We start from the raw sequence: 13,904 nt of genomic DNA, 5'->3' as shown, positions 1-13,904 counted from the left end.
CGTTATGAACTTTATCGGGGGCACCTGATGCATCACCGCAGCTTCATGCTCGAGTGCCAACCTGCCACATTCCTTCCGAGGGCGTCTCAGGCAAAGAACTTCGAGACAATCCGCGCGCAATGGCCGGATGTGGCGCTGTGCATGCGCCTCTGGTCCCAGGTGGGGGCCGGATTCTGGACTGAGCGCGCTCGCTGGAATCTCGCGCGGTGGCAAACGCATCTCGAACAGCCGAACGTGTCCTTTTGGATCGCACGGGTGTCAGGGCAGGAAGCCGGGTGTTTCGAACTTACCGAGTTCAGTCGAGGCGCGAAGATCGAGGGCTTCGGATTACTGCCATCGTATCGCGGCCAGCGGCTAGGCCGTGACCTGCTGACTGCTGCGACACTGCAAGCGTTCAAGACCGGGGCGCCGAAAGTCTGGCTGCACACGGCAACCGACGATCACCCCAACGCCCTTCAAAATTATTTGTCAGGCGGCTACCGAATCGTACGGGAGCGGAAGCTCGCGAATCCGCTGAAGACTCAGTAGCAATGTCGAAACAGTGCGCGATCATGGCGCCTGACATTTCCATTCAGTCGACATACTTGAGCCCGGCCGCTTCCAGCGGCTCCCGCATCTTGTACATGTCGAGCCCGAGCACACCGGCCGCCAACTTCGCGCGCTTGTCGGCCTCGTTATTTTCCCGTGCCTCGGCAGCATCGGCCACCCGCTGCGCGATGGCGGCCGGCACCACTACCACGCCATCGGCATCAGCCACCACCACATCACCCGGATTGACCAAGGTGCCGGCACAAACCACCGGAATATTGACTGAGCCCAGCGTAGCCTTGACCGTACCCTTGGCGCTGATGGCGCGCGAAAACACCGGGAACTCCATTTGCTGCAGGTCCTTCACATCGCGCACGCCGCCGTCGATCACCAACCCCTTGGCGCCTTGCGCGCGATAGGACGTGGCCAGCAGGTCGCCAAAGAAACCGTCTTCGTTGTCGGTAGTGCAGGCCGCCACCACTACATCGCCCGGCCTGATCTGCTCGGCCGCCACGTGCAGCATCCAGTTGTCGCCCGGTTGCAGCAGCACAGTCACCGCCGTACCGCACAAGGCAGCACCGGCATAGGCAGGACGGATGTGGGTCTTCATCAGGCCCACACGCCCCATCGCCTCATGGATGGTGGCCACGCCGAAGCGCGAGAGCTTCTCGACGGCTGCCGCGTCGGCGCGTTCGATATTGCGCTTGACGATACCCAGTTGGTTCATCGATGGAGTACTCATGCTTACAGTCCTTTGCTCTTGAGTGCGGCATCCAGCCGCGGATACACACGGCGCGCATTACCTTCGAAGATCTTGCCGCGCTCCTCGTCGCTCAACGCGGCGGCCTGGATGTAGCGTTTGGTGTCGTCGTAGTAATGCCCAGTCTCCGGATCAATGCCGCGCACCGCGCCGATCATTTCGGAAGCGAACAGCACGTTGTCCACCGGGATCACTTTGGTCAGCAAGTCGATGCCCGGTTGGTGGTACACGCAGGTGTCGAAGAAGATGTTGTTCAACAGATGATCCTTCAGCAGCGGCTTCTTCATCTCCTGCGCCAGTCCACGGAAACGGCCCCAATGGTAAGGCACCGCGCCGCCGCCGTGCGGGATCAGGAACTTCAGTGTCGAAAAGTCCTTGAACAAGTCGCTGGTGAGGCATTGCATGAAGGCGGTGGTGTCGGCATTCAGGTAGTGCGCGCCGGTCGTATGGAAGCAAGTGTTGCAACTGGTGCTGACGTGGATCATGGCCGGCACCTCCAGCTCCACCATCTTCTCGTATAGCGGATACCACGAGCGGTCAGACAGCGGCGGCGACGTCCAGTGACCACCGGACGGGTCCGGGTTCAGGTTCACGCCGACGAAGCCGTACTCCCTGACGCACTTCTCCAGCTCGGCAATCGAGGTGCGGATATCCGCGCCCGGCGACTGCGGCAGCATGGCCGCGCCAATGAAGTGCTCCGGGAACAGTTGCGAGACGCGGTAGCAAAGTTCATTGCAGATCGCCGCCCAGGTCTGGCTGGTATTCAGGTCGCCGATGTGATGCGCCATGAAGCTGGCGCGCGGCGAGAAGATGGTCAGGTCGGCGCCGCGTTCCTTCATCAGGCGCAACTGGTTGCCCTCGATCGATTCGCGCAGCTCGTCGTCGCTGATCCTGAGTTCGGACGGTTTGGGCCCCAGTTCCGGCGTCTTCAGGTTGGCGATCTGCCGGTTGCGCCAGTCTTCCAGCGCCTTGGGCGCTGTCGTGTAGTGGCCGTGGCAATCGATGATCATGCGGATTCTCCTGATGAAAAAAAACGGCAGGCCACCCGCTCAGGGGCAGCCACGCCGAAAACTAGAAGCGGTGGTTGATGCCGACGGTATAGGCCATCTGATGCCCCACCCCCGCGGTATTCAGGGTGGAAACGACCGCCGAGCGATACTTGTTGTAGTCGGCTTCGACATACAGCTTGGTGCGCTTGGACAGGAAGTAGTCCAGACCGACGATGGTCATGTTCTTGCTCTGCGCCCGGTCGGTCGACACTGCGGTCTTGTAGAAGCCGCCGGTCAGCTTGACGCGGTCGTTGAAGGAATAGCTGGCGCCGCCAAAGATGTTGCGCGTGACGGTATTGGCGGTATTGGCCGGCATCTCGATAGTGTCGATCATGTAGCCGCCGGAAATGCCGAAGCTGCCGATCTTGTACGCGATACCAGCCAGATAATAGTCTTCATTGCGAAAGGCCGTACCAACCGCGACGAAGCGCCGGTTATACGACGCGCCCACGGTCAAGTCTCCGGCGTAGTACTGCAGGCCCACACCGCGCGCCGAGCCGTTGTTGAAGCTACCGGCATTCTCACCAAAGGAATTTTCCAGTTCTAACTTGAAGCCGCCGAATTCGCCGGTGTATTTGATGTCGTTGGAAAAGCGCGTGCCGCTGGACGCCTGGGTCAGCGGAATCAGCGAGGTGTAGTTGAAGTGGAACGGATCGTAGTCCGCAATGAAGTCGTGGGCGATGGTGTACTGGCGTCCCATGTCGATGGAACCGAAATTGCCCTTGATGCCGACAAAGGATTGCCGGTTGAACAGCGTGTTGGTGGTATTGTCGAGCGCCCCGGTGGCCAGGTTGAATCCGTTTTCCAGCAGGAAGTGCGCCTGCATGCCGTTGCCCAGGTCTTCCGTGCCGGCGATATCCAGCTTGTTGGAACTGTTCCAGCCATTGGTCCCCATGAACACCTTGCTGCCGCCAGCGTTGTTGGCGTTGGTCTGGTAGCGCACGCCGCCGTCGACGGTACCGAAGATGGTAATGTTGGTTTGCGCATGCGCTGCATGCATCAGAGGCGCCGACATGGCGATCGCGGCACAGGTAAAGGCAAATTTTTTCATGAGTGGTCTCCCCCGCATGCCCCAGGGCATTCGGTCTGGTTGGTTATTGGTTTATGGTTGTTGTTTGCAACAGCCGGACCGGTTCTTGCCGCCGGCCCGGTACTCAATGGCTGGAGCGGGTCAGTGCGTGGCCACCGTCCGGATGGCGACTTCAGGTTCGATATAACCCGTTTCCAGTTCAGCTTGCAGCCTGACGCTATCGAGCGCCTTCTCCCACCTTGCGACGACCACGGTAGCCACTGCGTTGCCAGTGATGTTGACGAACACGAAAGCAGAAGACAGCAGGCGATGCACGCCAAGGATGATCGCGATCGACGACACCGGGATCGCATTGGTCGCCGCCAGCGTTGCAGCCAGCACGGCGATGGCCGAACCTGCCACGCCCGCGCCACCCTTGGACGTGATCAGCAGCACCATCAGCAGCCCGATCTGCTGCTCCCAGCCCAGCGCCGTATTGGTAGCCTGCGCCAGGAACACGGACACTGCGGCGAAGTACAGGCAGGTGCCGTCGTGGTTGAACGAATAGCCGCCGGGCAGCACCAGGCCCACTACCGATTTTTCGCAGCCCAGCTGCTCCAGCTTGCGCAGCAGTTGCGGGAACACGCTTTCGGACGAGCTGGTACCCAGTACCAGCAACAATTCGGAACGGATGTAGCGCATCAGCTTGAGCAAGGAAAAACCACTGAAATGCGCCACCGGCCACAGCACCAGCACGAAGAACAGCAAACAGGTCAGGTAGAACTCCCCCACCAGCTTGCCCAACGACACCAGCGAGCCGACGCCGAACCTGCTGACGGTGAAGGCGATGGCGCCGTAGGCGGCGATCGGCGAGACCTTCATCGCCAGCCCGATGATCCAGTACACGCCCTGCGCGAAGCTATCCAGTACATTGAGCATGGGCCTGGCGCGATCCCCGGCGGCGGCCAGGCCGAAGCCGAACAGCACCGACACGAACAGGATCTGCAGGATGTCGCCGTTGGCAAAGCCCGAGACCATGGTCTTGGGGATCAGGTTGAGCAGGAAGGTGCTGGTCGAGACGAAATGGTGCGCCTGCGTGATGTAGTTGTTGGCCGCTCCGGTATCGAGTGCGTTGACGTCGATGTTCATGCCCACGCCGGGCTGCAGCAGGTTGATGGTGACCAGGCCGATCACCAGCGCGATCGAGGTGACCACCTCGAAATAGATCAGCGCCTTGACGGCCACGCGCCCGACTTTCTTCATGTCGCCGGCATTGGCGATGCCGCTGACGACCGAGCAAAAGATGACCGGGCCGACCACCATCTGGATCAGCTTGATGAAGGCGTCGCCCAGCGGTTGCGAAGCCTTGCCGATGTCGGGCCAGTAATGGCCGACGACTACGCCGATGACGATGCCGGCCAGGACCTGGAAGGAAATGTCGCGATAGAACGGCTTCCGGGTTTTCTGTCGTGGGACGGGCAGATCTTTCATGTCCACGTTGTGCTCTCCTCTATAAGATGGTCTGGTGATTTCCATATCGCTCTTGTTGGCGACTTCGGAACGACAGGCGGCGCCGCTATGCGGTACCGCAGTCGTCGCAGAGCTGTTTGGCGTCTGCGGGATAATGAATTTCAGTACGCGTCGGCGCCCAGGTAGTGCAGGCAGTCGGCGAAGATTTCGTCCACGCCGATCTTACGCGGCATCAGTTGCTGCCGTTCGCAAAAACCGATGATCTGTTCCAGCGGGCCACGCATTGCTTCCAGCCCATCCGGCACGCGCTTACGCAGCGCGATGGGATCGGCTACCGCATCCTTGCCCTGGCGCAGCAGGCTGTAGACCGCACGCACGCTGTCCGGCCGCGCCTCGGCCACGGCACGGTGCATCACCGCGATGTGGTTGTAGGGCACGAAACCATGCTGCTCGTGCCACAGCTTGTCGGCTGCAACATGGTCGGGGATCAGTGGTGCGATGTCTTCGTGGCTGGGCAAGTCGTTGCCGAAGACGGCGGCGTCGAGCTCGCCGTCCAGCAGCATCTGCAGCATTTCCTTGCCGGCCGGCGCGCGCGTGACGAAGGCTGGGTCCTGGTATTCCTGCAAGTGGCCGCCTTCGAAGGTGATCCATTCGATCTTCTCCGCCGGCACACCATAAGTCTGGTCCAGGATCGCGCGCACCCACATGCCGGTAGTCTGGGTATAGGCGCGCACGCCGACCCGGGCGCCCGGCATGTCGATCACGCCTAGCGGATCGCGGCGCTTGTTGTAGACGATGCAGCCTTGCTGCAGGCGCGCCGCCAGCACCGTAGGCAGCATGATCAGCGACTTGCCGTAGGCCTTGGCCTGCAGGTAGGTGACGATGGCCATTTCGCTCACGTCATATGCCTGGGTGCGCGCCATGGGTGCAAAGGCGCGGTGGATGGGTTCGATGTCCAGGCAGTCCAGGTGCAAACCCGGTACCGTGATTTCGCCGCGCATCAGTTTTTCGGTGTGCGGGTATTGCTTGAACGCTGCGCTCAGGTGCAGCACGCCGTTGTCCAGTTTCATTTGGCCGCCTCCATGCGCGTGAGCTCGGGATAGATGGCGCGCGCGGTATCGCCGAAGATCCATTTCAGGTCGGCCTCGGACAGCATCGACAGGCCGGCCCTGGCTTGTCCCAGCAGCGATTGCAGCGAGCCTTCCGCCGACGGGAAGTTCGATCCCCAGGCGATACGGCTGGCGCCGAACGCGTCCAGCACCTTGGGGAAGAACGCTTGCGGCGTCGACAGGCCGCGCCCCGCTTCGGCAATGGTGCGGTTGGTCAGCTTGAGATAGACCCCGGGATGCGCCGCCAGGTCGAACAGCGGCTGCGCCGAGGCATACGGCGGGCCGCCAGCCAGATCGGGCCGCGCCAGATGGTCGAGCAACACGCGCACCTTGGGAAACAGGTCCAGCATGCGCTGCAGCGCCGGAATGCCGGCCGCCGTCATCTGCAGGCAAATCGAGACATTGTTGGCCTGCACGTATTCCCACACCGGGTAGGAACGCGGATCGTCCAGCCAGCCGGCCTGGCCGGGCATGGTGGTACCGGTCAGGAACAGGCGCAGGCCAGACAAACCTGCGGCCAGCCAGTGCTTGAACTTGTCGACTGCGTCCGGTGCCAGCACGTCGATGGAAAACACGCCGCAGAAACGGTCCGGATGGGCCGTCACCGCATCGACCACGTAGCGGTTGTCGTTGCCATAAGCGGTGGACGCCTGTACCACCATCGCATGCGCGATGCCGGCCTCATCCATCGATGCCAGCAGGCTTTCAAAATCTGCCGGGCGGTGCGCCGACCAGTCCGACTGCTTGCCGCCGACCGGCGCCAGCGGATAGCGCTCGTGATCCGGCGAAATGGCGTGGGTGTGCGTATCGACGATGTCGTACATTGTTAAGCTCCAATATTTCCTTGCCTTAAAAAGTAGGCCAAGTGTATTGAAGCTGCTCAGATTTAACTAATTTCATCTACGCCACATTCCATAAATTTATATTAAGCTTAATAATAAAAAATGGATCTTTGTCGAATGGAAAATGTATGTCTGATGAGAGTTTGCGCTTGCGCCGCCTGGCGCTGTTCGATGCGGTCTGTCGCGAAGGCGGCATCAGCCACGCGGCGGCGGCGGTCGGCCTGACGCAACCTGCGGTCAGCCTGGCGATCAAGAAACTGGAGGAAGGTTTCGGCGCGGTGCTGTTCGAACGCGGCTATGGCGGCAGCGACCTGACGCAGGAAGGCGCCCTGCTGCACCGACGCGTACGGCGCATGCTGGAACAGATCGAGGCCGCGGTCGCCCAACTGCTGGCCGGCGCCAGGTCGCGCACGCATGACGCCGCCGCAGTCTGCCGCCACCTGACCGATGCCCAGGTGCGCTGCCATATCGCCATCGCGCAACTGGGCTCGGCGGCGGAGGCCGCGCGCCATCTCGGGATCTCGCAGCCGGCTGTGCACCGCGCTGCCCGCGAACTGGAAGCCACCGTCGGCGCGACGCTCTACCGGCGCCGCGTGCACAGCGTCGCCGCCAATCCCATGGGAGTCGAATTTGCGCGACGACTGAGCATCGCCTTCAATGAAATCAGCCAGGCTGCGGTCGAACTGGTGTCCGCGCGCGGGCTGGCCAGCGGCCAGGTATCGGTGGGGGTGCTGCCCTTGCTGCCACAGCGCCTGCTGGCGCGCACCATCGGCCGGCTGCAGGAGGAATATCCCAATGTCGCCGTCACCATTCGCGAAGGCGCGCATTCACGGCTGTTGGAGGACCTGCGTTTCGGCAAGCTGGATATCATCGTCGGCGCGCTGCGCGAGCCGCGCCTGGAAGGCGGTGTGACGGAAACCGAATTGTTCACCGATCCCTACGCCGTAGTGGTGCGCCGCGGCCATGACCTGGCCAGCCGCAAATCGATCTCCCAAAAAGACCTCACCGCCTATGGCTGGGTAGTGCCGCAGCAGGACATGCCGCGCCGCACGGTGGTCGAACAGATGCTGGCCACCCTGCCGCAGCGCCCGCGCGTGGTGGTCGAGACCAGTTCATTGGCGATGATGATGGCCATGCTGGAAGAAAACGACTGCATCTCGCTGCTCTCGCGCTCCCACATCCTCTACGGCAATTACCGCGACAACGTGGTGGCGCTCAACGTCGTTCCGCCCAGGGCCGAGCGCACCGTCGGCTTCACCACTCGCGCCGACTGGCTGGCGACGCCGGTGCAGCAGGCGTTCATCGAGCATTTGCGGGAGCAGTGCCGGATGGATCATTGAGACAGCGCCCCGGACTTAGAACCCGATTCGGTACACCTCTTGCGCGCACGCGCTGAAAAGCGAGGCGCGCTCCGGCCCGGACATCGCCATCGTCAGGCGCTTGAATGCATTCCATAGGCTCACGTAGCCGAACATTCCCTTGTCCACCGGGAAGTTGCTTTCGAACATGCACCGCTGCGGGCCGAACAGTTCGATGCAAGTCATCACATACGGCTGCCATGCTTGCGCCAGTTCCGCCGAGGTCGGCGGTGCGGCGCGCAGATGGAAGTCCCACCCGCCCACCGGCATGCCCAGGCCGCCCAGCTTCAGCCAGACATTGGGCAGCGCCGCGATCCTGCGCATTGCCGCTTCCCACTCGCGCATCACCTCGTCACGCTTGCCCGCATAGGGGCCGGCGCCCAGCGGTCCGCCGGCATGGTCGAGAACGAAACGGGTATCGGGGCAAGCCCTGGCCAGCGCCAACACCTCATCCAGCTGGGTGTGGTAGGCCCAGATGTCGAGCGACAGATCGTGCCGGGCCAATTGGCGTGCGCCTGCCTGGAAACGGGGATCGGCAAGCATGCCCGGCGGCGGCGGAATCGGATTGGTCCGGATGGCCGGGTCGGCATGCCATGCGGTGGTATTGCGAATGCCGCGCAGGCGGCCGTTTCCGGCATGCTTGAGGGCTTCCAGCACAGGGACGACCTCATCTCCCAGCATCAGGTCCGCAAAACCCACGATAGCGGCACAGGCACGCGCCGGGCCATACAGGCCGGAGGCCGATTGCGCCGCCAGGCCGTTGATGAACTCGACCTCGCCGACCGGCTTCATCCGGTCCGGCCCATCCGCGCGATACATCGAGCGGCATTGCACGAAGATGCTGGCAATGACATTGTGGCCGGCGCCGATATCGGCCATCAGCTCATCGAACAGGTAGCGGCCGGTCGCCCGATCCCAGACGTGATGGTGGGCATCGACGATGGGCAGGTCCGGCTCCAGTACCTCTTCGCACGTCAGCGCGAGCCAGTCCTCCCGCACATGCAAGTGCGGGGAAGATTGGGCAGAAACTGCATCAGCCATACGCTTTGGCCGGGACGAACTCGCAGCCCAGCTTGGTCAATGAAGCTTCGACCCAACTGCGGTCATTGCGGCCGGCGACGATAGCGGCCATCTGCTCGGCTTCCGCGTCGTTCTTGGCCTTGGCTGCCGCATAGACGGCAGCGATATCGCCGTAGGCCACGCATAGCAAGCCGTCGCTGTCGCCAACCACCAGGTCGCCCGGCTCGATCACCATGCCGTCGATGGCGATGGGCACGTTGATCTCGCCTGGGCCGTCCTTATACGGGCCGCGATGCGTCACGCCGGCGGCGAATACCGGGAAGGTTCCGGACTGGATGGCATCGAGATCGCGCACGGCGCCATTGATGACGATACCGCCCAGCCTGCGCTGGATGGCGTGGGCCACCATCAGCTCGCCGATGATCGCATTCGAGAGGTCGCCGCCGGCATCCACCACGACGATGTCGCCGGGCTCCGCCATATCGAGGGCCTTGTGCACCATCAGGTTGTCGCCGGGGCGCGACTTCACGGTGATCGCCGCGCCGGCCAGCTTGCCACCGCGATGCAGCGGACGCAGGCGGGCGCCGCCGGCGGTCATGCGCGACATGGAGTCGCTGATGTTGGCCACCGGGATGGCGGAAAACTGTTGCACGACGTCATCGGCTACCTTGCGCTGACGTTCGAGAATCCTGAATCCTGTTGTCATTTTCTCTGCTCCTGTAAGCAATTCCTGGAAATCGCGGCCGGCTTAGCGCAGCGTCGCGCAGAAGCGCTGGACGCGTGTGCAGGCTTCGCGCAGGCGCTCGGTCGCATCCGCATACGACAGGCGGAAATTGGGACCTTGGCCAAAGGCGCTGCCGTGCACCAGCGCCACGCCTTCGGCTTCCAGCAGTGCGGACACGAAATCCTCGTCGGTCTCGATGACCTTGCCCGCTTCGGTGCGCTTGCCGATCAGGCGTTCGCAAGAGGGGAACACATAGAACGCGCCCTCCGGAACCGGGCAATCGATGCCTTCGGCGTCATTGAGCAGCGACACGACCAGGTTGCGGCGCTCCTCGAACACCTTGCGGCTGGTGTGGATGTAATCCTGGGGACCGCTCAGCGCTTCCAATGCCGCCCACTGCGACACCGAGCTGGGGCCCGATGTGACCTGCCCCTGGATTTTCTCCATGGCCTTGACCAACTGCTGCGGTCCAGCCGCATAGCCGATGCGCCAGCCGGTCATCGCGTAAGCCTTGGACACGCCATTCATGGTCAGCGTGCGGTCGTACAGCTCGGGCGCGACCTGCGCCGGCGTGGTGAACGTGAAGCCGTCGTAGACCAGGTGTTCGTAGATGTCGTCCGACAGGATCCAGACATGCGGATGGCGCTTCACGACCTCGGCCAGCGCTTCCAGCTCCGCGCGGGTGTAGGCGGCGCCGCTGGGGTTGCAGGGAGAATTGAACATCAGCCATTTGGTACGCGGCGTGATTGCCGCTTCCAGATCTTCCGGGCGCAGCTTGTAGCCGGTGGCGCGGGCGGTGGGCACAAAGACCGGAACGCCGCCGAACAGGGACACCAGTTCCGGATACGAGACCCAGTACGGGGCCGGGACGATCACCTCGTCGCCCGGATTGATGGTGGCCATCAAGGCATTGGCGATGACTTGCTTGCCGCCGTTGGAAACGATGGTCTGCGCAACGCTGTAGTCGAGCTGGTTTTCCCGCTTGAACTTGGCCACGATGGCTTCGCGCAGTTCGGTGATGCCGGCCACGGCAGTGTATTTCGTCTCGCCGCGGGCGATGGCGGCATAGGCCGCTTGCTTGATATTTTCCGGGGTATCGAAATCAGGCTGGCCGGAACTCAGGGCGATGACGTTGCGTCCTTGCGCCTGCATTTCGCGGGCCTTCTGGCTGATTGCAATGGTTGCCGAAGCTTTGATGCGCGACAGCGAATCGGAAATGAATGCCATGTTGGTCTCTTGGTAAATATTGGTAAGTGGATATGGAGCCGGTATCAGGCGTGGCGGATGTCGGCCACGAATTTCTGCGCGCGCGGATGCTGCGCATGTTCAAAGAAATCTTGCGGCGTGGCGCGCTCCAGCACTTCGCCATCGGCCATGAAGATCAGGCGGTCGGCCACTTCGCGCGCAAATCCCATTTCGTGCGTGACGCAAACCATGGTCATGCCCTCCGAGGCCAGCTGCTTCATGACTTGCAGCACTTCGCCCACCATCTCCGGGTCGAGTGCGGAAGTCGGCTCATCGAACAGCATCACCGGCGGCTTCATGGCCAGCGCGCGGGCGATCGCCACGCGCTGCTGCTGGCCGCCCGAAAGCTGCCCCGGATAAGCGTCCGCCTTGCCTGCCAGGCCGACTTTCTCAAGCAGGCCCATGGCGGTTTCGCGTGCCTCCTTGTCGGACAGCTTGAGCACGCGCATGGTGGCCAGCATGACGTTGCGCATCACGCTCATGTGCGGGAACAGGTTGAACGACTGGAAGACAAAACCGATGCGGCTGCGTAGTTTGTTGATGTCGACGCCACTGCCGTGCACATCCTGGCCATCGATGTAGATCTGGCCGTCGTTGATCGGCTCCAGGCGGTTGATGGTGCGGATCAGCGTGGACTTTCCCGATCCGGACGGCCCGCACACGATCACCACTTCGCCGCGCTTGATTTCCTCGTTGATGTTACGCAAGGCGTGATAGTCGCCATACCATTTATTGACATTGTTAAATCGGATCATCACACGCTCCTGAATTGACGTTTGTGCTTGATGCGGCGCTCGACCAGGCCGACCAGCGAGCTCAGGCTGTAGCAGATGGCGAAGTAGGTCATGGCCAGCAGGAAGTAAACCTGGAAGGGCTTGGTCAGCAATTGCGCGTTGACCTGGTAAGCCGAATAGGTGAGTTCGTTGACGCTGATGATGTAAGCCAGCGAAGTGTTCTTGATCAGCGAAATCAACTGGTTGAGGATGCTCGGGATCATGTTGAACAGCGCCTGCGGCAGCACCACGTCCCACAGTGTCTTGAAGTAGCTCATGCCCAGCGAGCGCGAGGCTTCGACCTGCCCTTTCGGTATCGCCTGGATGCCGGCCTTGATGACCTCGCCCAGGAACGCCGTCTCATAGGCAACCAGGGCGCAGATCACGGTGGTGGTGGCGGAAATGGTGGTGCCGATCATCAGGGGGACAATGAAATAGGCCCAGAAGATCAGCATCAGCACCGGCAAGCCGCGCACGGTCTGAACCACCGCGGTGGCAGGCAGGTAAACCCAGCGGATCGAGCTGGTGCGCGCAATGCCGCATGCCACGGCCAGCGGGAATGCGCAGATCAGGCCGGTCACTGCCAGGATCAGCGTCAGCGCCAGGCCACCCAGCGGGCCGTGCGGGAATTCGCCGACCAGCAGCTGCAATCCGTAAGTGGTGATGATGTTGTAGAGGTCGCCCATGTCAGCGCTCCTTCACTTGCAAATGGCGATTGTTGAAGTACGCGCCCAACGCCATGATGGCCCACGACATCAACAGGTAGAACGCCGACGCCAGCGCAAACGTTTCGAAGGTGCGATAGGTCTCGTTTTCGATCTGGCGGCTGGCATAGGTCATCTCCGCCACACCGATCGCCATGGCCAGGCTGGTCGACTTGAACAGGGACAGCGACTGGTTGACCAGCGGCGGCACCGAAACCCGGATCGCCTGCGGCAGCAACACGTCGCGCATCGATTGCACATACGACAGGCCCAGCGCACGGGCTGCTTCCATTTGCGTTGCCGCCACGGAGCGGAGGCCGCTGCGCAAGTCTTCCGACATATAGGCCGCGGAATTCAGCGCCAGCGCGATCAGCGCGAAGATGAACTCGCCGTTGTGGTCGTTGATGAATCCGGTGACCGACGATGGCAGCAGCTCGGGAATACCGAAGTACCACACGAAGATCTGCACTAGGCCCGGTACGTTGCGGTGGTAGTTGACGTAGGCGGCGATCAGCCATTCCAGCGGCGGCAGCGCCAGGGCCCGCAGCGCCACCAGGAGCACGGCCAGTGTAAAGGCGCAAATCCATGCTGCGGCGAACAGCCACAGCGTCGTCAAGGCGCCGCCGATCAGCCAGTCGAGGTATTGCCCGTGCAATACCGTGCTGAAGTCGAGATGGATCATGTCATCGCATCCTTGCGCCGCGCCTTGATATCGGCCGGGCGGTCCGCATGCGCCGCGGAGGATTTGACCTGGGCAGCGGCAGTTGCCAGCCCCTGGCGTCTCGTATTGATGAACTTCAAATTCATTTTCTATCCTTTTACAAATCGGGCAACCGGATCAATTTCAATAAATCATAATGTCATTATGATTTTTAAACAAGCGGATTTCTTCTTTATTTTTCAGCTAGTTAGAGAATGAATCGATGCGGTGCAACATCCACGGAAAACCGCTCCGACACTCCCATCTTGAGTGCATTTCACGGTGAAATGCTCGGTTTTAGTGCGGCACTTTGTGGCGCAAAAGCACACGATCAGCTTGTGCATCCAGGATCTCTTCAGAATGGGATGATGATCGGTCAACCCGGCCAGAGCATAAAAAAAATGCCGCTCAATCTGAATTGAGCGGCATTGCCGGTTACGACCGGGCGTTTTTATTGCAACGATAAACAGCGCCTCACACGAACTGCCCGATGGACGCCACCACCGCATTGCGCACCGAACCGCTGACCACGAAGTCATGCGCGGCCCGGATGTCGTTGTGGAACCAGCGGTCGCCTTCCAGGCAGGCCGGAATCTGACGACGGATCTCATCG

The 13,904-nt window shown here is 61.7% G+C and carries 15 protein-coding genes; 2 read left to right on the top strand and 13 right to left on the bottom strand.

Translation table 11 applies throughout. The features are described 5' to 3' along the window. Positions 1-27: 27 nt before the first annotated feature. The gene (locus tag AKL28_RS19220; RefSeq protein ID WP_050469801.1) at positions 28-528 is read left to right on the top strand and encodes a GNAT family N-acetyltransferase; all 501 of its coding nucleotides are present in this window, start codon (positions 28-30) and stop codon (positions 526-528) included. Between the two features lie 43 nt (positions 529-571). Here AKL28_RS19220 and ligK read toward each other — a convergent pair whose 3' ends face one another. The 6 genes from ligK to AKL28_RS19190 form a co-directional block, all read right to left on the bottom strand. Then, positions 572-1,255: a 4-carboxy-4-hydroxy-2-oxoadipate aldolase/oxaloacetate decarboxylase gene (ligK, locus tag AKL28_RS19215; RefSeq protein WP_050469799.1), complete on the bottom strand. Its 684-nt coding sequence runs from the start codon at positions 1,253-1,255 to the stop codon at positions 572-574. Between the two features lie 17 nt (positions 1,256-1,272). Next, positions 1,273-2,298, bottom strand: a complete 1,026-nt coding sequence (locus AKL28_RS19210) for an amidohydrolase family protein (RefSeq protein WP_050469797.1) — start codon at positions 2,296-2,298, stop codon at positions 1,273-1,275. A 61-nt stretch (positions 2,299-2,359) separates the two neighbouring features. After that, positions 2,360-3,388, bottom strand: a complete 1,029-nt coding sequence (locus AKL28_RS19205; RefSeq protein WP_050469795.1) for a porin — start codon at positions 3,386-3,388, stop codon at positions 2,360-2,362. Positions 3,389-3,508: 120 nt separating this feature from the next. Continuing rightward, positions 3,509-4,837 carry a C4-dicarboxylate transporter DctA gene (gene dctA, locus AKL28_RS19200; RefSeq protein WP_050469793.1) on the bottom strand — a complete coding sequence of 443 codons (1,329 nt, stop codon included), beginning with the start codon at positions 4,835-4,837 and terminating at the stop codon, positions 3,509-3,511. A 140-nt stretch (positions 4,838-4,977) separates the two neighbouring features. Beyond that, positions 4,978-5,886: a substrate-binding domain-containing protein gene (locus AKL28_RS19195; RefSeq protein ID WP_050469792.1), complete on the bottom strand. Its 909-nt coding sequence runs from the start codon at positions 5,884-5,886 to the stop codon at positions 4,978-4,980. After that, complete coding sequence (locus tag AKL28_RS19190; protein WP_050469790.1) at positions 5,883-6,749, bottom strand: amidohydrolase family protein; 867 nt, start codon at positions 6,747-6,749, stop codon at positions 5,883-5,885. The genes AKL28_RS19195 and AKL28_RS19190 overlap by 4 nt, the downstream gene beginning before the upstream one ends. 146 nt (positions 6,750-6,895) lie before the next feature. On the opposite strand from AKL28_RS19190, the gene AKL28_RS19185 reads away from it, so the two are divergent. Continuing rightward, the gene (locus AKL28_RS19185; protein ID WP_050469789.1) at positions 6,896-8,107 is read left to right on the top strand and encodes a LysR family transcriptional regulator; all 1,212 of its coding nucleotides are present in this window, start codon (positions 6,896-6,898) and stop codon (positions 8,105-8,107) included. Positions 8,108-8,122: 15 nt separating this feature from the next. On the opposite strand, the gene AKL28_RS19180 is transcribed toward AKL28_RS19185, so the two are convergent. The 7 genes from AKL28_RS19180 to AKL28_RS25325 are packed head-to-tail and all read right to left on the bottom strand — an operon-like array spanning position 8,123 to position 13,398. Then, complete coding sequence (locus AKL28_RS19180; RefSeq protein WP_050469787.1) at positions 8,123-9,166, bottom strand: amidohydrolase family protein; 1,044 nt, start codon at positions 9,164-9,166, stop codon at positions 8,123-8,125. Beyond that, positions 9,159-9,851, bottom strand: coding sequence for an RraA family protein (locus AKL28_RS19175; protein WP_050469785.1), 693 nt, complete (start codon positions 9,849-9,851; stop codon positions 9,159-9,161). Before AKL28_RS19175 ends, AKL28_RS19180 begins: the two co-directional genes overlap by 8 nt. Before the next feature lie 42 nt (positions 9,852-9,893). Then, on the bottom strand, positions 9,894-11,096 hold the full coding sequence (locus tag AKL28_RS19170) for a pyridoxal phosphate-dependent aminotransferase (RefSeq protein ID WP_050469784.1): 1,203 nt from the start codon (positions 11,094-11,096) through the stop codon (positions 9,894-9,896). A 44-nt stretch (positions 11,097-11,140) separates the two neighbouring features. Further along, entirely contained in the window at positions 11,141-11,869 is a 729-nt protein-coding gene (locus AKL28_RS19165; protein WP_050469782.1) for an amino acid ABC transporter ATP-binding protein, read from the bottom strand. Then, positions 11,869-12,573, bottom strand: a complete 705-nt coding sequence (locus tag AKL28_RS19160; RefSeq protein WP_050469781.1) for an amino acid ABC transporter permease — start codon at positions 12,571-12,573, stop codon at positions 11,869-11,871. The genes AKL28_RS19165 and AKL28_RS19160 overlap by 1 nt, the downstream gene beginning before the upstream one ends. A gap of 1 nt (position 12,574) precedes the next feature. Then, positions 12,575-13,273: an amino acid ABC transporter permease gene (locus AKL28_RS19155; RefSeq protein WP_050469780.1), complete on the bottom strand. Its 699-nt coding sequence runs from the start codon at positions 13,271-13,273 to the stop codon at positions 12,575-12,577. Then, positions 13,270-13,398 carry a hypothetical protein gene (locus AKL28_RS25325; RefSeq protein WP_269432205.1) on the bottom strand — a complete coding sequence of 43 codons (129 nt, stop codon included), beginning with the start codon at positions 13,396-13,398 and terminating at the stop codon, positions 13,270-13,272. The genes AKL28_RS19155 and AKL28_RS25325 overlap by 4 nt, the downstream gene beginning before the upstream one ends. Positions 13,399-13,904: the final 506 nt, after the last annotated feature.

The sequence above is a fragment of the Herbaspirillum chlorophenolicum genome, from assembly GCF_001189955.1.
Taxonomy (GTDB): Bacteria; Pseudomonadota; Gammaproteobacteria; order Burkholderiales; family Burkholderiaceae_D; genus Herbaspirillum; species Herbaspirillum chlorophenolicum.
Note: the sequence above shows the minus strand (reverse complement) of the source record. Positions and strands in the feature narration are given on the sequence as shown.